An 18,074-nucleotide genomic window follows, 5' to 3' on the forward strand; every position below is an offset into this window, starting at 1 on the left:
GGAATGGATAGAATATGAATCAATCTTTTTATCTTTGTATTTCTATATACCGTCCGGTTTCCGTACTTCTCAAAGGTGATTTCCGTACTTCATGGGTACGGTTTTCAGTCCTCCGGCGTACCAGAACGGGATTTCTTGAAGTCGGTGTTTGAAACCACTTCATAGGATTTTGGGTAAATGCGGTTGGGTTTCCCACAGCCCTGCTTCTGGATCTCTACCAGCCCGGCGTATTGCAGTTCCCGCAGGGTGTTCACCGCTTTCTGCCGCCCACAGCGGAGCAGGTCAACCACCTCGCAGATGGGATAATACAGGTAAATCCGCCCATACTCGTCCGCCCACCCATTTTTCCGGGATAACTCTGTCCGGCGCAGGATAAAGGCATACAGTAGCTTTGCCTCGTTGGACAGGGGCTGGAATGTAGGGGCTTCAAAGAGAAAATTGGGGAGCCGGGTGAAGCTGAACGCCTGTTCCGGCTGATGAATGTAAATCGTGTTTGTCATAGCGTGTTTTGTGGACGGTTAGAAGCCCGTTTTCCGGGGTGGGCGATAATTTATACTACCCGCCCCGGTTTGGGGCTTGCAAAGCCTGATAAATCAAGGCTTTTTTCACTCCTAACTGTCCACACAAGACCTCCTTTTCCGTTCACTTTCTGTTTTCTGCCGCCTGTGAACTTTGGCGGCACAGCCGGGGCAGTATTTAGCCCGGTTGGATTTGGGGACGAATACGCCGCCGCAGACTGCACAGCGTTTCAAGTCCTTATCCCGGAAAATCTCTGCTTCCAATGCCCCGTCCAGCGGCAAGACCGCCCAGCGGAACCACTTGCAGCAGACTGAGAAAGAAACCGTCTGCGGGCAGATGCAGGCGTCCCCATCGTCAAGGGCAATGCAGTTGCCGTCCTCACAGCAACAGCACTCCCGGCGTATCAGGGCGCTTGCCCGTTTCCGCTGCGCTGGTGTCATGCGGTAAAGGGAACCGTCTGGCCTGCGTTCCAGCGGCGGCAAATCTTTGTAGGGGTTATTTTTCATGCGTTCCCTCCATTTTGCTTTCCGCTGCCGTTCTCCCCGAAAAGGCTTCCTGCCCCATTCCTGCGGCGTGTTCCGGCGTTGGCACGCTCCCCATAACTTCGGGACAACTTGTCCCGAAGTGACCTCTGGACAAAGTGTCCAGAAGTACGGCTCCTTGCGGTGCTTCCCCAGCCGGGGTATTCCTTTTCGGACGGTCATTTGGTTTTCAAGGTGCTGTCCATCGATGAACTAATCTAAGTCTACACCTAAATGACCGCCAGTCCCGTATATCCGAAAGGTGGGAAATCGGCCTAAAAAACAGCCTGTTTCCACGCTCTCGGAATTGTGGTATAATGAAAAAGCAGAACAATAAACGATAATTTTGGAGTACATACCGATATGGAAATTATAGAAATCAAAGAGAATAAAAAACAATTTCTCCCCTTATTACTGTTAGCCGACGAACAAGAGAGCATGATAGACCGATATATTGATAGAGGAACGATGTATGTATTAGGCGATAATGGGGTTAAATGCGAGTGTGTAGTAACCGACGAAGGCAAAGGCATTCTTGAAATTAAAAATATTGCAACTGCGCCAGAATATCAGGGCAAAGGTTACGGCAAGGCACTAATTGACTTTGTTGCTGCGAAATATAAAGGGAAGTATTCGATACTACAAGTTGGTACAGGGGATAGCCTGTTGACCGTTTCTTTTTATGAAAAATGTGGTTTTGCCCGTTCACACAGCATTAAAAATTTTTTTATTGATAACTATGACCACCCTATTTTTGAAGGTGGGGTTCAACTAACAGATATGATTTATTTACAGAAAAAAATATAAATTCCCATTTATCGAGCAGACAAGGAGGGAGAGCATGGAACTATCTATACAGGAACGCCTAAAAGACTTGCGTGTGGAGCGTGGCCTGACGCTGGAGCAGCTTGCGGAGGAAACCCATCTCTCCAAGTCTGCGTTAGGCAGCTATGAGGGGGACAAGTTCAAGGACATCAGCCACTATGCCCTTATCCAGCTGGCGAAATTTTACGAAGTGTCCGTTGATTATCTGCTGTGCCGCGCTGAAACAAAAAATCACCCAAACGCCGATCTTGCAGACCTGCGTTTGAGTGATGATATGATTGAATTTTTGAAAAGCGGGCTGGTGGATAATGGCCTCCTGTGTGAACTGGCGACGCACCCGGATTTTCCCCGGCTCATGGCTGACCTTGAAATCTATGTGAACGGCATAGCGGCAAAGCAGGTACAGGGGGCAAACGCCATTGTGGACGCTGTGAGCGCAACCATTATGAAGCAGCACAATCCCGGTCTGACTGACCCGCAGTTAAGGCAGCTGATCGCCGCCCACATTGACGATGACAGCTTTTGCCGCCATGTGATACAGCAGGATATAAACAAGATAGCCCTTGACCTGCGGGAAGCCCACAAGGACGATTTTTTCAGCGTCCCGGAGGACAATCCTCTGGAAGATTTCTTGCAGACCGCCGAAGAAGCCGCCAGCCCAAACAGCGACCCGGAACAGGCTGCGATGGCCTTTATCTGCAAGCGACTCAAGCTGAATTATGGGAAGCTGTCAGACGAGGAAAAGAAATGGCTGAAAAGGATTGCACAGAAGTCGGACTTGCTGAAAAATCCAAACCCACAGCGAGGGAGAAAATGAGAAAGCGGATATACACAAAGGAAAAATGAAAATCATTGAAGTAGAACCCAAAAACAGGACACCGGATTTCATAAATCGGCTGCTGACGGTATGGGAAAGTTCTGTAAGAGCGACACACCTGTTTCTGTCAGACAGCGAAATCAAAAAGATAAAAGAATATGTGCCGCAGGCGCTCATTGGAATTGCTCATTTGATGATTGCCGAAGATGATATGGGCTGCCCCGTGGCTTTTATGGGGATAGAGGACGGCACATTGGAAATGCTGTTCATTTCCCCGGAAGAAAGAGGAAAGGGTCTCGGAAAGCGCCTGCTCCAATATGGGATTAAAACCTATGCCGTAGAGCGGGTGGCTGTGAATGAGCAGAATCCGCAGGCCAAGGGCTTTTATGAACACATGGGCTTTCAGGTTTACAAAAGGACAGATCTTGACGAACAGGGCAATCCTTATCCGCTTTTATACATGAGCCTTTCTGGTGTGGACTGAATAGCAAAGCCCTAAAATGGCTTGCCGCCCATTTCAATTTTGAGAACAAATGATTTATACAATGTTAGGGGTAACTAAATGAAGAAAATAGGACTTGTCGGAGGGATTGGCCCCGCTTCAACAGTAGAGTATTATTTGGGACTTATACAAAAAAGTTTGAATGAACAAAATAACAGCATATATCCAGAAATTGTGATTGATAGTGTGAATATGCTTAAACACGATGTGGCGCTCGAAAATAGTGACTATTCAGTTTTAGGAGAATATTTACTTTCCAGTCTCTCCAATTTGAAAGCCGCTGGCGCAGAGATTGCTGCTATTACCGCAAATACAGAACATATTGTGTGGGATAGAATATGCAATAATTTCCCGCTACCTGTAATTAGCATTGTCGAGGAAACCATTAAGGAACTTAAGCGGCTTCGTTTCAAAAAAGCACTTATTTTTGGAACAGAATCAACTTTGCGTAGCGGTCTTTATGAAAAAGCATTAACAGCAAACGGGATAAAAGCGGTTATCCCATCTAACGCAGAAATATCTCTATTAGGGAAACTGATATACCCCAATTTGGAGAATGGTATAGTAATTCCAAGCGATAAAGAGAAAATGATTGCACTGGCAAATAAATATATTGCAAAAGAAAATGTAGATGCACTCATTCTCGGCTGTACTGAGTTGCCACTTGCCATAAAATCCGAAGATGTTAATGTTCCAATTGTGAATACCACCCAAGTACATATCAACGCAATTTACCAATATGCGATTCAATAAAAATAGCAAAGCCAACCGAGCCAGTCAACGGTCAAGATGAACGGCGCATTTCATGCGCCGCCGTTGACATCCCCGCCCGTCTTTGCTAAAAGGTAATCAAGGCGGGAAAGCCACAAAATGGCTTCCCGCCCATTTCAATTTTGAAAGGGAGAACGCTCCTAAATTAAAAAGAGTGCGGCCAAGCACTTTGAGGGATTGGCCGCCTTGTCTGCCCGTTCAGCGGGACGGAGGGCGGCAGTCAAGGCCGGGTATAAACCCGTTCATTTCAGCCTTGACGGTTGCACGCTGTCCTGCTACTTTTCCGGGAGTGTGGCCACAACTTCGGGACATTTTGTCCACAAGTCGGAGCGTAGGACGAGGGACGGAGGCTTTCATATACCTGCCGCCGTTCTCTGAAAACAGCCCGATTTTTTGTTCATTCCCATTCACAAAAAGTCAGCCTGTTTTCCTGACGGAGCAAGCGGGGCGCAAAAAACACCGCACCCCGTTTCCCCCGTCAGCCAAGCCAGCAGGTATAACACACTACACTTTGCAAGCAAAGTCGTGTGCCAAATGGGGCGTTGCCCCCTTTGGAAACCCCCACAAGAAAAGGCGGTACGCTACCCCTCCACGGGGCGCATACCGCCTTTTCTTGTTATCCAGCCCTCCGGCTGTATCGGTTGAGCAAAAGTCAGCGTGGGATTGGTGTGGTATCTTTAACTATGTGAAACTCCGGTTTCCCATTTGCTGACCGCAGCCGCTGACACACCAACCAGCGCAGCCAGACTTTCCTGTGTCAGTCCTTTGGCGCGGCGTGCGGCAAGGATTGTGGTTCCGATGAAAAGTTCCATATCGTTCATCCTTATAATAGCAGATTCAAAAGGACCTTTTGTAATTTTATCTTATCATGCTGCTGTGACAGATACAATAGAGGCAAAGTTTAACCAGCGGTTGGATTTTTTAACTGGCAGTTGAGCAAAGCGGAGCATGGTTGACGCTGCTGCCGGATTCTGTTAGGATAGTCAAAGTGGGAAAGGGGGAGTTGTGCTGTGTCGCTTGATTTGACAGAAGGAAGCATCACTCGACGGCTTCTGTTGTTTGCGCTGCCGCTGATGGTTGGCAATCTGCTGCAACAATTATATAATGTAGCGGATACGCTGATTGTGGGGCGGTTTCTGGGAGCGGATGCATTGGCGGCGGTTGGCTCGGCCTACACGCTGATGGTGTTTCTGACATCGATTTTGCTGGGCCTGTGCATGGGCAGCAGTGCGTTTTTTGCTATGCAGTTCGGAAAACGGGATATGGAACGTCTGAAAAACAGTTTGTTTTTGTCCTTCCTGCTGATTGGTGTGATTGCGGTTGTGATGAATGTACTGGTTTTTGCAGGACTGGACTGGATTGTTCGGGTGTTGCATGCGCCGGATACCGTTGCGCCGCTCATGCGGCAATACTTGTTTTACATCTTTTTTGGAATATTGGCGACGTTTTTATATAACTTCTTCGCCAATCTGCTTCGTGCAGTGGGGAATTCACTGGTGCCGTTGGTGTTTCTTGCAGCATCGGCGGTGCTCAACATTGTTCTGGATTTGCTGTTTGTTTTGGTGTGCCGCTGGGGTGTGACAGGTGCGGCGGTCGCTACGGTGGTGGCGCAGTTTGTTTCCGGTATTGGCATCGCGGCATATTGTTTGCTGCGTTTTCCAGAGCTGCGTGTGCAGCGGCGCCATATGCGCTGGGACCGCCGGATTATCCGCGAGATCGCCGGTCTGTCTGTTTTGACGTGCGTGCAGCAGTCGGTTATGAATTTCGGCATCTTGATGGTGCAGGGATTGGTCAACAGCTTCGGAAAAACCGTCATGGCGGCGTTTGCCGCAGCGGTCAAGATTGATTCCTTTGCCTATATGCCGGTGCAGGATTTCGGCAATGCATTTTCGACCTTTATTGCGCAGAATTACGGGGCAAGGAACGAGGAACGCATCCGACGCGGAATCAAAAGCGCGGTGGGAACAGCGTTTGTGTTCTGTGTGGTTATCAGCACAGCGGTATGTATATTGGCGCGTCCGCTGATGGGTTTGTTTATCCAGCCGGAAGAGACAGAGATTATTGCAGTTGGTGTTGGTTATCTGCGAATTGAGGCGTCGTGCTATTTCGGAATCGGTCTGCTGTTCTTATTGTACGGCTTTTACCGGGCGGTCAAGCGGCCGGGCATGTCGGTGGTGCTGACGGTGATTTCGTTGGGTACGCGCGTAGCGCTTGCTTATTTGCTGTCTGCCATGCCCTCGGTAGGCGTGACCGGTATATGGGTTGCCGTGCCAATTGGCTGGGCGTTGGCTGATCTGGTGGGTGTGGCATATTATTGGAGCAATAAAACACGTTTGCTGCATGTAGAAGCGTGAAAAAAGGTCCTGCCTGATTGGCAGGACCTTTTGATTTTCAGGTGCCGAAATAGCTGAAGTGCATATAGTCGCGCTTACTGCGCCATGCATTGCCGCCCCACAGAAAGCCGTGGTTAATGAATGCGTTGTACACGTCGCCGCCTTCGGGGATAGAGTAGGGGTCTTCGCCCGGCAGCCAGTAGGAGCCGGTGGTTGGGGTCAGAGAACCATCTTCGTTGATGGTCGCCTCCATGTTCTCCTCCCAGTTGATGTCTACTGCAGTGCCCTGAGAGTGCTCGCCCGTGCGCCAGGAGTAGCAGCCGACATCCTTGATGGGGAATTGCTCATCTCCGTTGTAAATCTCTTCAAACACTGCTTCGTAGATGGAAGCAAGGTTGCGGTTTACCTGCAGATACGCTGTGCCGGAGGTCTTAGTGCCGTCCTCCTGTAAACGCCAGACCGGAACGGAAATTTCGACCATATTAGCCTCTGCCTCCTCGGCAGTCTGGTATTTCTGACCGCCCACACCATAGACCAGTTCCATTTTTTCTTCTTCTGTCTGCGGCAGCGTCAGGTCCGGTTCTTCCCACGTGCCGTCGGTAGTGTCAGAGCTGTTGTTTGAGGCGCCCTCGAAGGCGGAGCAAAAACGGGTTGCCATGATGAGGGCCTGTTCACGCGTGGCAGTTCCGCTGGGAGCGAGTACGGTGGTTTGTCCGGCAGCGGAAATACCGTTGACCACAGTATGATCCACCATGGTAATCATAGCGTCAACAGCATAGGAATTGATCTCAGGGACGTCAGGATAATCTTCCACGCAAGCGTCGCCTGCGATTGGGGCAGCGTCAATGCCGGCGGCGTCCAGAATGTTGTATAGCATGACGCAAAGGTCCTGCCGTTCAATCTCGGCATCCGGATCGAAGATGCCGTCGCCGCGGCCGTTGACCAGTCCGAGCTCGTAGGCAGCGACGACACTCGGATCGTCACAGTCGCGGAAGGGCTTTTTGCCCGAAGCAAAAACCGCTTTGCCGCTGACAGCTTTATACGCGTTGACGGCGATGCCGCAAAACTCGGCGCGGGTGATGGCGCCTGTTGCACTGCGCGTTTCCAGCGAACTTGGTATCAGTCCGGCTTCCTGCGCCGCGGCAACGCCTTCCTGCGCCCAGGCAGAAACGTCGGACAGCGCGCCGGCTTGCGGTGTGAGCAGCGCGGCGAGCAATGCAAGTGTGCCGGCGCGGCGAAAAAACGGATGTGGCATAAGTAAGGGGCCTCCTTGGAAATGGGTATTGAATTGCGTATTTTTTATGGATATGAGCGTGTCGGTTTATGTAAAAAATAAGAAAAACAGAAATTTATTCACAATATCCACAGCTTTTTCCACAAAAGTTGTGGATAATTACCTGCCGATGGTGCGGTCGAGCGCGCGATATTGTAACGCTTCGGCAAGGTGCTCTGAAGAAATAACCGGGCTGTTCGCCAAATCGGCAATGGTGCGCGCCATGCGCAGCACACGGTCATGAGCGCGCGCGGTCAGACCGAGTCTTTCGAAGGCTGCGTGAAACATCTGTGAAGCGTCCTCTGTCAGGGGACAGCATTCCGACAGGTGCGCAGGCAGAAGGTGTGCATTGCAGATATCCTCACCCTGTCGCCGGTACTGTATTTGACGTGCAGCCATAACACGGGTACGAATAAAGGCGGACGATTCTTCAACAGCTTGTCCGCGCGCCGCAAGCGCTGCATATTCGACAGGCTGAACGGCAATTTGCAGGTCAATCCGGTCAAGAAGCGGGCCGGACAGACGGCGCAGATATTGCTGCACGGATGCGTTGGAGCAGGTGCAGCGTTCGGTGCCGTACCAGCCGCAGCGGCAGGGGTTCATGGCGGCAATAAGCTGAAAACGAGCGGGATAGGTAACCTGTCCCGCAACACGGGAAATCGTGATTCGGCCATCCTCCAGCGGTTGGCGCAGCGCTTCGAGCACATCGCGGCGAAACTCCGGTAATTCGTCCAGGAACAGCACGCCGTGATGTGCAAGCGAAATCTCACCCGGTGTGGGTAAACGGTTGCTTGCACCTGCGCCGCCCGCCAGAGCGGCGGCAGAGGTGGTGTGGTGCGGTGCACGAAAGGGGCGGGAGGCGCGTCCGACAGCCTCCTGCCCGCGGCCGACAGCCGACCAGACACGGATAACTTCCAGCCGTTCACTGTCCGACAGCGGCGGTAAAATGGTGGAAAAGCGTTTTGCCATCATGCTTTTACCCGAACCGGGCGGTCCGGAAAGCAAAACGTTATGTCCACCGGCTGCGGCAATTTCCAGTGCACGCTTTGCGGCCTGCTGCCCCATCACATGGGAAAAATCCAATGTAGTATCCTCTGGGGGAGGGGGCTCGGGCGGCGGGCATGGAGCCAGCGGCGCGCGGCCTGACAGATGCGCAATGAGCGCGGGCAGGCTTTCGACGGGCAGAACCGTAATGCCGGTGGCATAGGAGGCTTCCTGTGCGTTCTGCGTCGGCACATAAACCGTGCGGAAACCGGCGTCCCGCGCGGCCAGCGCCATGGAAAGTGCGCCGCAGACCGGACGCAGCAAACCTGACAGCGAAAGCTCGCCAAGGAAAATAGCATCTTGCGGCAGCGAGTCGATTTGACCGGTGGCCGCAAGGATGGAAAGCAAAATAGGAAGATCGTATGCCGTACCTGCCTTGCGGGTATCCGCCGGGGCAAGATTCACTGTGATGCGAGAAACCGGCCAGTCAAACGAGCAGGACTTGACAGCAGCTCGTACACGTTCTCCGGCTTCTGCGACCGCACCGGTCGGCAAACCGACCACATCCAGACGGGGCAAGCCGTTCGAAGGCAGGCATTCGACGGTGACAATATAACCGTCGATTCCGCTCAGACCCGCGGAAAAAACACGCGCGACCATCGAACTCCCTCCTACGTTGCTCAAAGACTTACTTTATTAATATACTACAATTTTGTAGATTCCGCAATGCAAAACGACAACTGCAAAGGAAGTGTAACATTTTGGAACAGTATGAGATTGTTGTTTCATAATGCGAAATTATTATTGATAATCGGGGAATTGTTACGAATTTGTCATATTAAGTGTTTACATTTTTGGTGAGGAGTGATAGAATAAAAACGGCCGGTGGAGACGGTTTTTTCCCGTGTCAAAAAGCGGGCGAAAAGGCTTTTCACCCCTTCAGCATGTTATAACTGAATAGGAGGATATAAACATGGCAAGAAAGATGAAGTCCATGGACGGTAACACTGCTGCGGCACACGTGTCGTATGCGTTTACCGAGGTCGCGGGTATCTATCCGATTACCCCGTCCAGCCCCATGGCAGACAGCGTAGACCAGTGGGCAGCCGCAGGTCAGAAGAACATTTTCGGTACTACCGTTAAGGTAATCGAAATGCAGTCCGAGGCGGGTGCCGCAGGTACGGTTCACGGTTCTCTCGCGGCCGGCGCGCTGACCACGACCTATACCGCATCTCAGGGTCTGCTGCTGATGATCCCGAATATGTACAAGATCGCAGGCGAACTGCTTCCCTGCGTGTTCCATGTTTCCGCGCGTACGGTTGCATCCCATGCGCTGAACATCTTCGGTGATCATTCTGACGTTATGGCTTGCCGCCAGACCGGTTTCGCTATGCTGGCTGAAACCAATCCGCAGGAAGTAATGGATCTGGGTGCGGTTGCGCATCTGGCTACCCTGAAGTCCCGCGTTCCGTTTATCAACTTCTTCGATGGCTTCCGTACCTCCCACGAGATTCAGAAGATCGAGGTTTGGGATTACGAGGACCTGAAGGAAATGTGCGATATGGACGCTGTGGAAGCGTTCCGCAAGCGCGCTCTCAATCCGGAGCATGCAATGATGCGCGGCTCTCACGAGAATGGCGACGTATTCTTCCAGCATCGTGAGGCCTGCAACAAGTACTACGAGGCTGTTCCGGAAATCGTAGAAGAGTACATGGGCAAGGTTAACGCCAAGCTCGGTACCAACTATCAGCTGTTCAACTACTACGGCGCTGCCGATGCTGACCGCGTTATCATCGCGATGGGCTCGATTTGCGACGTAGCGGAAGAAGTTATCGACTACCTCAACGCACATGGCGAGAAGGTCGGCCTTGTCAAGGTTCGCCTGTACCGTCCGTGGCGTGCGGACAAGCTGCTTGCCGCTATCCCGGAGACTGCCAAGAAGATTGCGGTTCTCGACCGCACCAAGGAGCCGGGCGCACAGGGTGAGCCGCTTTATCTGGACGTTGTTACTGCGCTGGCCAATGCCGGCATCACCGACAAGACCGTCATCGGCGGCCGTTATGGTCTGGGTTCCAAGGATACCCCGCCGTCCTCTGTCTTTGCGGTATACGAGGAGCTGACCAAGGCAGAGCCCAAGCGTCAGTTCACCATCGGCATCACCGACGACGTAACCTACCTGTCTCTCGAAGAGAAGCCGGCGCCGAACACTGCGGCGGAAGGCACTACCGAGTGCAAGTTCTGGGGTCTCGGCGGCGACGGTACTGTCGGCGCGAACAAGAACTCCATCAAGATCATCGGCGACCACACCGATAAGTTCGTTCAGGCGTACTTCCAGTACGACTCTAAGAAGACCGGCGGCGTTACCGTTTCACACCTGCGCTTTGGCGACAAGCCGATCAAGAGCCCGTACTATATCAATAAGGCGGACTTCGTTGCCTGCCATAACCCGTCCTACATCACCAAGCACTTCCCGATCGTGCGTGACGTTAAGCCGGGCGGCGTGTTCCTGATTAACTGCCAGTGGACGCCGGAAGAGCTTGAGCATCATCTGGCGGCTTCTGAGAAGCGCTATATTGCTAAGAATAATATCCAGCTTTACACCATCAATGCGATTGACCTCGCCATTGAGATCGGTATGGGCAAGCGCACCAACACCATCCTCCAGTCCGCTTTCTTCACGCTGGCTAAGGTTATGCCGCAGGAAGAAGCCATCGGCTATATGAAGGATGCTGCGACCAAGTCCTACCTGAAGAAGGGCCAGGATGTCGTTGATATGAACCATAAGGCGATTGACGCCGGCGCTACCGCGTTCGTCAAGATTGACGTTCCGGCTGCTTGGGCTGACGCTGTTGATCCGGAAGATACCCGCGATCTGCAGGGCCGTCCGGAAGTCGTCAAGATGGTCAAGGACGTTATGGAGCCGATCGGCCGCATGGACGGCGACTCTTTGCCGGTATCCGCTTTTGCGGGCGAGCATGTTGACGGCACCTTCGAGCACGGCGCTGCCGCTTACGAGAAGCGTGGCGTAGCGGTTACCGTTCCGTCCTGGAATCAGGATACCTGTGTACAGTGTAACCAGTGTGCTTATGTCTGCCCGCACGCGACTATTCGTCCGTTCGCGCTGACCGAGGAAGAAGCAGCCGCGGCTCCGGCGTCGACCAAGATTGTCGACATCAAGGCCGGCAAGGGCAAGGGCGTTTACAAGTATGCACTGGCTGTTTCTCCGCTCGATTGCATGGGCTGCGGCGTATGTGTTGGCGTATGCCCGACCAAGTCCCTGACCATGATGCCGCAGGAGCAGGAAGCTGCCCAGCAGGATGCGTTCGACTACTGCGTAGCCAAGGTTTCCGAGAAGGCGGACATGTTCTCTGTCAACTCGGTCAAGGACAGCCAGTTCAAGAAGCCGCTGCTTGAGTTCTCCGGCTCCTGCGCAGGCTGCGCTGAAACCTCGTATGCCCGCCTGATTACACAGGTTTGCGGCGACCGTATGTATATCTCCAATGCGACCGGCTGTTCGTCCATCTGGGGCGGCCCGGCTGCTACCAGCCCGTACACCGTTGATGCGAACGGCCATGGCCCGGCATGGGCGAACAGCCTGTTCGAGGATAACGCGGAGCACGGTCTCGGCATGTACTATGGCCAGCTGGCTATCCGTGAGCGCCTGATCTCCAAGCTGGAAGAGATGGCTGCTGCAGAGCAGACCCCGGCTGCGACCAAGGATGCGATTGCCAAGTTCATGGAAACCAAGGACAATGGTGCTGACAATGCAGAGCCGGCCAAGGCTCTGGTTGCCGAACTCGAAAAGGGTGCGGCTGCTGGCTGCGACGCTTGCAAGGAAGTTCTTGCGCATAAGGAATACCTCGCTAAGAAGTCCATCTGGATCTTCGGCGGCGACGGCTGGGCTTATGATATCGGCTTTGGCGGTCTGGATCACGTCCTCGCTTCCGGTCAGGATGTAAACGTTATGGTATTCGACACCGAGGTTTACTCCAACACCGGCGGTCAGGCTTCCAAGGCTACCAACATCGGTGCTGTTGCTCAGTTCGCGGCTTCCGGTAAGACCACCAAGAAGAAGAGCCTCGCTGAGATCGCAATGAGCTACGGTTATGTATATGTTGCGCAGATCGCGATGGGTGCGAACATGAACCAGACTCTCAAGGCGATTGCGGAGGCAGAAGCTTACCACGGCCCGTCCCTCATCATCGGCTACGCTCCGTGTGAAATGCACTCCATCAAGGGCGGCATGACTAACTGCCAGGCTGAGATGAAGAAGGCTGTTGATTGCGGTTACTGGAACCTGTTCCGCTTCAATCCGGAGCTTGCTGAGGAAGGCAAGAATCCGTTCATCCTTGAATCCAAGGAGCCTAAGACTGAGGATTACCGCAAGTTCATGATGAACGAAGCGCGTTACTCGGCTCTGACCCGCTCGTTCCCGGATCGCGCTGAGAAGCTGTTCGCGGAATCTGAGGTTGAGTCTACCAAGCGTTATGCACATCTGCAGCGTCTGCAGGCTCTGTACGCTCCCGAGGCGTAAGACCGGTTAAGCGCGCAGAAGGCATTGGACTAAAACAAAATGAAGAACCGCCCGCGGAATGATACCGTGGGCGGTTTTTTGTATTTCGCTGGATATTTTCGGCAGATAGGACGGAAACCTCCACAATATTTTGCGTTTTCGCAGCGGCAAACAGCAAAATCCTGTTGCGCAAACAGGGAAAACGCGGTACAATGATAAACAGAAAGGTGGTGCCCGTTTTCATGGCATTCACAGGCTTTAACGCTGCGGGTATTGATTTGCTGCAGCTGAACCGCCTGCAAAACAGCAAGGATTTTTACGAAGAACACAAAGAAGAAATTAAGCAAAAGGTTATTTTGCCGTTTCATGAATTGATTGCACAGATGACGCCCGCGATGCTTGAAATTGATGCGCAGTTTGTGGTCACTCCATCGCGCATGGTGTCGCGTGTGCGGCGTGATACACGTTATACGAAGGACAAAACGCTATATCGTTCCAATATGTGGATGTTTTTTCGGCGGAAACGACAGGAGCACGAATCTGTACCGTGCTATTATTTTGAGATACATCCTGAGTTCTGGGGCTTTGGCTGCTGGGGCGCATGGGGCAGAGGGGAAATGGAATCCCTGCGAGAGATGATATTGCATGAGGATAAGCTGTTTCTTGAAGCCTATGACGCAGTGCAGGCCTGCCCGCAGATGCATCTTGACGGAGAAATGTACAAGCGACCGAAGTTTCCGGATGCAAAGCCGCTCTATCAGGATTGGCTCAACCGGAAGGAGATTGGTGTGGATTTCCGTGAGACCGAGGACTTTGCGCCGCTGCTGGACGGTTCGTTTGTACAGCCGATGGTGCAAACCATGCAGCGTTTGGCGCCGTTTTACCGTTTCCTGCTGGCAGCGAAAGAACGCGCGGAGGCCGCGCGTCGGGAGGCGGTCCAATGAGATATGTGGCGCTTGATTTTGAAACCGGCAATGCATCTCGACTCAGTGCATGTGCATTAGGTGTAAGCATTTTTGAAGATTCCGTGTTGGTGGCGGAACAAACGACGCTCATTAAACCGCCCGCCCAAGTCGGAAAATTCCACTGGGGAAATGTCCGTGTCAATCATATTAAGGAGTCTATGGTGGCGGATGCGCCTGCGTTTGACGTAGTTTGGAGGCAGGGCATAGGAGAATTGGCCGAGGGCAGCGTGCTGGTCTGTCATAACGCCATGTTCGATACGGCGGTGCTGTGCGCTTGTTTGTCGCATTATCATCTTCCCGTACCGGAATGCCGTTATGTGTGTACGGTGAAGGTGGCACAGCGGGTGTGGCCGCGGCTGCAAAATCATAAGCTCGATACGGTATCGCAAGCGCTTGGCATTCCCTTGAATCATCATGAGGCAGGATCGGATGCACGCGCAGCCGGTTTGATTTTGCAGGCTGCCCTGCGCGAGACGGCAAGTGCAGATGCAGATGAGCTGGCACAAAAAATCGGTATGCGTCTGGGACGGATTTCCTGTATGGGAACCGTGCCATGCAGCGTAGCGAAAGAACTTCGGGGCGGGAAAACCGTCCGTTCAACCCAAACCCATGTATAAAGGAGAGAGCAGCTATGAAAAACTATTTGGAAAACATTGATCGGGAAGCCCTTCGCGCACGTGCAGAGCAAATGCTGCGCTATGCGGATGATGCACGCAGTCAGGCAGGCCGCTGGACGGATTATGCGGTATCCAAGGCGCAGAATTTCTCTGTTTTTGATTTTGCGATTTTCAAGGTATGCCTACTGTCTCTGGGATTATGGCTGGGCACCTGCTTCTCACGCTTTTTCAAGAAATTCCGCGGTGTTCTGTTTGTTGCGTTTGCGGCAAGCTGGCTGTATCTGTTCTGGCGTATTTTCTTTGACTGCGAAGAAGAATAGGCTGCTGCATCATGACGTTGGGTGACAATCCTGGTAGGAGAGGAGTATGTCTGTGGAGGAGCCGACACAGCAAAATAAATCAAAATTTCGCGCGCATCCGCATTACTTTCAATGGGGATTGACAGCGTTTTGCGTCATTGTTTCCAGCGCGATAGTCGTGTTTTTATTGCAGTGGCTGCCGATTATCTGGACAATGTTTCAAAAACTGCTTGGCATTCTCAGTCCGTTTATCTACGGCTTCGTGATGGCATATTTGCTGATGCCTATCTTTAATGCACTGTATAAGAGAATTCAGCCGCCTTTGTCGCGACGTTTGAAAAACGGAACCCGTATTGCGAAAGGATTATGCAGCATTTTGACGCTGTTGATTGGCATTGCCGTGGTGGGAATTCTGCTTTGGATGGTGCTTCCGCAGCTGATAGTGAGTGTTTTCTCACTGCTCGAATCTATGGATACCTATCTCAATGAGATTTCCGGCTGGGTGGCATCCCTGCTTAAGGATAATCCGGTGATAGAGCGTAATTTCCTCCAGCTGTACGAGGAGTTTTCCCAACAGATTGTTAACTGGGTGCAGAATATTGCGTTGCCGCAGCTCGTTGCGTTGATGACCGGCGTTGTAACGACGGTTTCTGTATTGTTCGATATTCTGATCGGTATCATCATTGCACTGTATATTCTCAACAGCAAGGACACGTTTTGCGCACAGGCAAAAAAGATGACGTACAGTTTGTTTTCCATCAACCGTGCGAATCGTATTATGGGGCGCGTAGCGTATGTGCACCGTGTGTTCGGCGGTTTTATCACGGGCAAGCTCATCGATTCTTTGATTATCGGAGTGCTGTGCTTTATCGGCTTGCGTTTGCTGATCGGCTTCGGGCTGATGACAATGGATCAGTCGTATGCACTGCTGATTTCGGTTATCATTGGCGTGACCAATATTATCCCGTTTTTCGGACCGTTTATCGGCGCAATCCCAAGCACCATTCTGATTATGGTAATCAGTCCGGTGCAGGCAGTGTATTTTGTATTGTTTGTTCTGGCGTTGCAGCAGTTTGACGGCAATATCCTTGGCCCTAAGATTCTGGGTAATTCAACCGGTCTTTCGAGTTTTTGGGTCATGTTTGCCATTTTACTGTTTGGCGGTGTGTTTGGATTTGTCGGCATGGCGGTCGGTGTGCCGCTGTTTGCCGTGCTGTACAGTGCGGTAACTGAGGTGGTTTGCAGTTTGCTGAAAAAGCGCGGCTTGTCTATGGATACCAATGACTATCGCGGGCCGCGACGGCTTGATTCGGTTACCGGTGAGTTTGTTGTGATTAAGGAAGAGGAACGTCCGCCGGTTTCGGCGAAGGAGCGTCGTCGTGCGGCGGAAAAAGCACGTGCGCAGAAACAACAAGAGGAACAAAAAAAGGACTGACTTTCGTCAGTCCTTTTTTTATGCTGCGGTGCTTGTCGGCAGCATGGTGTCCAGCGCGTCAATCAGTGCCTGTGCATCGCGCAGATGGTGGTTCCACGGTGCGCTTTCGTAGGCGAAGCTGTTCTTGCCCAGCACAAAATTCAGCGGTTTTCCTTTGTAGTGTGCGTAGATTTCGTATTGCACGGTATCGAGCGAGTAGCTTTGTTGATAAAACGGCAGGCGGGACGCTTTGCAGGATGTGAGCAATTCTGACAGCTGCGTGAAATTGACTTGCGAGGTGAGATCTTCAAATTCTGCATTGCCGATCATGCGCTGCACACGCCAAACCTCTAGCTGTTCAGCCTGCGGTGCGACAGAATAGGGTGTCAGAACAAAGGCCAGTGCACCGCACAGCGCAAGAACACATAACAAAACAATCATCGGTTTCTGTTTCATGATAGGCACGCTCCTTTGTCTGTTACTGTCCCGTAGAGCAAACAAGGGCCGAACCAAATGGTTTCGGCCCTTGAAAGTTTAGTGTTCTGAGAATACGCAGGGGAGAAATTACTTCAGGCCCGCGGTAATAATCGCCATCTGATAAACCTCATCCGCGTTGCAGCCGCGGGACAGGTCGTTGATCGGCGCGTTCAGACCCTGCAGGATCGGGCCATATGCTTCGAAGCCGCCCAGACGCTGCGCAATCTTATAGCCGATGTTGCCGGCATTGATATCCGGGAAGATGAAGGTGTTGGCCTGACCGGCTACCGGGGAACCCTTGCACTTGGTTGCAGCAACGACCGGGGAGAAGGCTGCGTCGAACTGCAGCTCGCCATCAACAGCAAGCTCCGGTGCAGCGGCCTTGGTCTTTTCGGTCGCATTACGCATCATATCAACCGTATCGCCCTTACCGGAGCCCTTGGTCGAGTAAGACAGCATGGCAACCTTGGGGTCGATGCCAAAAGCCTTGGCAGTCTTGGCGGTCTCGATGGCGATTTCAACCAGATCGTCCTCGCCCGGATTGATGTTGATTGCGCAGTCGCCCATAGCATACATCTCGTCGCCGCCGTCTTTGGCGTCGCGGCGCAGAATGAAGCAGGAGCTTACGATCTTGTTGCCCGGCTTGGTCTTGATAATCTGGAGCGCGGGACGAACGGTATCTGCAGTGGAGTAAGTAGCACCGCCGAGCAGGGCGTCCGCCTTACCCATCTTAACCAGCATTGTGCCGAAATAGTTGCCCTTTGCAAGCGAAGCGCGGCACTGCTCCTCGGTCATCTTGCCTTTGCGCAGTTCGACCATCTTGGCAACCATTGCATCCATTTCCGGATAGGTCGCAGGGTCAATGATTTCCATTCCTTCGATATCGAAGCCGCCAGCCTGCGCTGCCGCTTTCACTTCGTCCACATTACCAACCAGAATGGAATCCAGCAGACCGTCCTTCTTCAGACGGGAAGCAGCTTCCAGAATACGGGGATCGGGGCCTTCGGTAAATACGATCTTGCGCTTGTCAGCCTTCAGCGTAGCAATCAGATTTTCAAACATGTTGCATTCTCCTCCATTTTAATGGGTTTGTCCGGCGCAAAAGATAGCCGTGGACAAACTATTGTATCCACATTATACACCCTGTCACCAGCGCTTCACAAGTATTATTTGAGTAGATTTTGGGCAATTTCTGTAACGCTTCATGTAAAGACTGGATTGGTAAAAAACTGGGCAAAATAGGA

At 52.2% G+C, this 18,074-nt stretch carries 17 protein-coding genes; 10 read left to right on the forward strand and 7 right to left on the reverse strand.

The window, feature by feature from the left end:
* Window positions 1-104 precede the first annotated feature (104 nt).
* Both ACESSO_RS09255 and ACESSO_RS09260 read right to left on the reverse strand, forming a co-directional pair.
* Window positions 105-500, reverse strand: a complete 396-nt coding sequence (locus ACESSO_RS09255) for a replication initiator protein A (RefSeq protein ID WP_373164790.1) — start codon at window positions 498-500, stop codon at window positions 105-107.
* Between the two features lie 111 nt (window positions 501-611).
* Window positions 612-1,025 (reverse strand): cysteine-rich VLP domain-containing protein, encoded by a 414-nt coding sequence (locus ACESSO_RS09260; RefSeq protein WP_040012746.1) that lies wholly within the window; start codon window positions 1,023-1,025, stop codon window positions 612-614.
* A gap of 378 nt (window positions 1,026-1,403) precedes the next feature.
* Here ACESSO_RS09260 and ACESSO_RS09265 point away from each other — a divergent pair, with 378 nt between their 5' ends.
* The 4 genes from ACESSO_RS09265 to ACESSO_RS09280 all read left to right on the forward strand — a co-directional run bounded on the left by ACESSO_RS09265 (window position 1,404) and on the right by ACESSO_RS09280 (window position 3,937).
* Window positions 1,404-1,847: a GNAT family N-acetyltransferase gene (locus ACESSO_RS09265; RefSeq protein ID WP_373164792.1), complete on the forward strand. Its 444-nt coding sequence runs from the start codon at window positions 1,404-1,406 to the stop codon at window positions 1,845-1,847.
* A 34-nt stretch (window positions 1,848-1,881) separates the two neighbouring features.
* A complete protein-coding gene (locus ACESSO_RS09270; RefSeq protein WP_373164793.1) occupies window positions 1,882-2,682 on the forward strand; it encodes a helix-turn-helix domain-containing protein in 801 nt (266 codons plus the stop codon).
* 25 nt (window positions 2,683-2,707) lie between these two features.
* Complete coding sequence (locus ACESSO_RS09275; protein WP_373164794.1) at window positions 2,708-3,166, forward strand: GNAT family N-acetyltransferase; 459 nt, start codon at window positions 2,708-2,710, stop codon at window positions 3,164-3,166.
* A gap of 78 nt (window positions 3,167-3,244) precedes the next feature.
* Window positions 3,245-3,937, forward strand: a complete 693-nt coding sequence (locus ACESSO_RS09280) for an aspartate/glutamate racemase family protein (RefSeq protein WP_257465777.1) — start codon at window positions 3,245-3,247, stop codon at window positions 3,935-3,937.
* Window positions 3,938-4,632: 695 nt separating this feature from the next.
* Here the strand turns inward: ACESSO_RS09280 and ACESSO_RS09285 are convergent.
* Complete coding sequence (locus ACESSO_RS09285) at window positions 4,633-4,767, reverse strand: helix-turn-helix transcriptional regulator (RefSeq protein WP_373164796.1); 135 nt, start codon at window positions 4,765-4,767, stop codon at window positions 4,633-4,635.
* Between the two features lie 198 nt (window positions 4,768-4,965).
* Here ACESSO_RS09285 and ACESSO_RS09290 point away from each other — a divergent pair, with 198 nt between their 5' ends.
* The gene (locus ACESSO_RS09290) at window positions 4,966-6,309 is read left to right on the forward strand and encodes an MATE family efflux transporter (RefSeq protein ID WP_373164797.1); all 1,344 of its coding nucleotides are present in this window, start codon (window positions 4,966-4,968) and stop codon (window positions 6,307-6,309) included.
* A gap of 37 nt (window positions 6,310-6,346) precedes the next feature.
* Here the strand turns inward: ACESSO_RS09290 and ACESSO_RS09295 are convergent, their stop codons facing one another.
* Both ACESSO_RS09295 and ACESSO_RS09300 read right to left on the reverse strand, forming a co-directional pair.
* The gene (locus tag ACESSO_RS09295; RefSeq protein ID WP_373164799.1) at window positions 6,347-7,543 is read right to left on the reverse strand and encodes a M15 family metallopeptidase; all 1,197 of its coding nucleotides are present in this window, start codon (window positions 7,541-7,543) and stop codon (window positions 6,347-6,349) included.
* 138 nt (window positions 7,544-7,681) lie between these two features.
* Complete coding sequence (locus ACESSO_RS09300; protein WP_373164801.1) at window positions 7,682-9,205, reverse strand: YifB family Mg chelatase-like AAA ATPase; 1,524 nt, start codon at window positions 9,203-9,205, stop codon at window positions 7,682-7,684.
* Window positions 9,206-9,518: 313 nt separating this feature from the next.
* Here ACESSO_RS09300 and nifJ point away from each other — a divergent pair, with 313 nt between their 5' ends.
* The 5 genes from nifJ to ACESSO_RS09325 all read left to right on the forward strand — a co-directional run bounded on the left by nifJ (window position 9,519) and on the right by ACESSO_RS09325 (window position 16,374).
* Window positions 9,519-13,079, forward strand: a complete 3,561-nt coding sequence (gene nifJ, locus ACESSO_RS09305) for a pyruvate:ferredoxin (flavodoxin) oxidoreductase (RefSeq protein WP_373164803.1) — start codon at window positions 9,519-9,521, stop codon at window positions 13,077-13,079.
* Between the two features lie 221 nt (window positions 13,080-13,300).
* Window positions 13,301-14,002, forward strand: a complete 702-nt coding sequence (locus ACESSO_RS09310; protein ID WP_373164805.1) for a DUF2461 domain-containing protein — start codon at window positions 13,301-13,303, stop codon at window positions 14,000-14,002.
* Entirely contained in the window at window positions 13,999-14,640 is a 642-nt protein-coding gene (locus ACESSO_RS09315) for a 3'-5' exonuclease (RefSeq protein ID WP_373164807.1), read from the forward strand. Before ACESSO_RS09310 ends, ACESSO_RS09315 begins: the two co-directional genes overlap by 4 nt.
* A 14-nt stretch (window positions 14,641-14,654) precedes the next feature.
* Window positions 14,655-14,960 (forward strand): hypothetical protein, encoded by a 306-nt coding sequence (locus tag ACESSO_RS09320; RefSeq protein WP_373164809.1) that lies wholly within the window; start codon window positions 14,655-14,657, stop codon window positions 14,958-14,960.
* A gap of 46 nt (window positions 14,961-15,006) precedes the next feature.
* Window positions 15,007-16,374, forward strand: a complete 1,368-nt coding sequence (locus ACESSO_RS09325) for an AI-2E family transporter (RefSeq protein ID WP_373164811.1) — start codon at window positions 15,007-15,009, stop codon at window positions 16,372-16,374.
* Window positions 16,375-16,392: 18 nt separating this feature from the next.
* Here the strand turns inward: ACESSO_RS09325 and ACESSO_RS09330 are convergent, their stop codons facing one another.
* Window positions 16,393-16,809: a hypothetical protein gene (locus ACESSO_RS09330; RefSeq protein ID WP_373164813.1), complete on the reverse strand. Its 417-nt coding sequence runs from the start codon at window positions 16,807-16,809 to the stop codon at window positions 16,393-16,395.
* Between the two features lie 108 nt (window positions 16,810-16,917).
* Window positions 16,918-17,892, reverse strand: a complete 975-nt coding sequence (pta, locus tag ACESSO_RS09335; protein ID WP_373164815.1) for a phosphate acetyltransferase — start codon at window positions 17,890-17,892, stop codon at window positions 16,918-16,920.
* Window positions 17,893-18,074: the final 182 nt, after the last annotated feature.

The organism is Agathobaculum sp. Marseille-P7918 (assembly GCF_964248325.1).
Classification (GTDB): domain Bacteria; phylum Bacillota; class Clostridia; order Oscillospirales; family Butyricicoccaceae; genus Agathobaculum.

Bases quoted from the DNA above. Each gene is read 5' to 3' on its own strand.
- ACESSO_RS09285 (WP_373164796.1), bottom strand. From the start codon at position 4,767: ATGGAACTTTTCATCGGAACCACAATCCTTGCCGCACGCCGCGCCAAA.
- pta (WP_373164815.1), bottom strand. From the start codon at position 17,892: ATGTTTGAAAATCTGATTGCTACGCTGAAGGCTGACAAGCGCAAGATC.
- ACESSO_RS09255 (WP_373164790.1), bottom strand. From the start codon at position 500: ATGACAAACACGATTTACATTCATCAGCCGGAACAGGCGTTCAGCTTC.
- ACESSO_RS09275 (WP_373164794.1), top strand. From the start codon at position 2,708: ATGAAAATCATTGAAGTAGAACCCAAAAACAGGACACCGGATTTCATA.
- ACESSO_RS09320 (WP_373164809.1), top strand. From the start codon at position 14,655: ATGAAAAACTATTTGGAAAACATTGATCGGGAAGCCCTTCGCGCACGT.
- ACESSO_RS09315 (WP_373164807.1), top strand. From the start codon at position 13,999: ATGAGATATGTGGCGCTTGATTTTGAAACCGGCAATGCATCTCGACTC.
- ACESSO_RS09295 (WP_373164799.1), bottom strand. From the start codon at position 7,543: ATGCCACATCCGTTTTTTCGCCGCGCCGGCACACTTGCATTGCTCGCC.
- nifJ (WP_373164803.1), top strand. From the start codon at position 9,519: ATGGCAAGAAAGATGAAGTCCATGGACGGTAACACTGCTGCGGCACAC.
- ACESSO_RS09310 (WP_373164805.1), top strand. From the start codon at position 13,301: ATGGCATTCACAGGCTTTAACGCTGCGGGTATTGATTTGCTGCAGCTG.
- ACESSO_RS09280 (WP_257465777.1), top strand. From the start codon at position 3,245: ATGAAGAAAATAGGACTTGTCGGAGGGATTGGCCCCGCTTCAACAGTA.
- ACESSO_RS09325 (WP_373164811.1), top strand. From the start codon at position 15,007: ATGTCTGTGGAGGAGCCGACACAGCAAAATAAATCAAAATTTCGCGCG.
- ACESSO_RS09265 (WP_373164792.1), top strand. From the start codon at position 1,404: ATGGAAATTATAGAAATCAAAGAGAATAAAAAACAATTTCTCCCCTTA.
- ACESSO_RS09330 (WP_373164813.1), bottom strand. From the start codon at position 16,809: ATGAAACAGAAACCGATGATTGTTTTGTTATGTGTTCTTGCGCTGTGC.
- ACESSO_RS09270 (WP_373164793.1), top strand. From the start codon at position 1,882: ATGGAACTATCTATACAGGAACGCCTAAAAGACTTGCGTGTGGAGCGT.
- ACESSO_RS09260 (WP_040012746.1), bottom strand. From the start codon at position 1,025: ATGAAAAATAACCCCTACAAAGATTTGCCGCCGCTGGAACGCAGGCCA.
- ACESSO_RS09300 (WP_373164801.1), bottom strand. From the start codon at position 9,205: ATGGTCGCGCGTGTTTTTTCCGCGGGTCTGAGCGGAATCGACGGTTAT.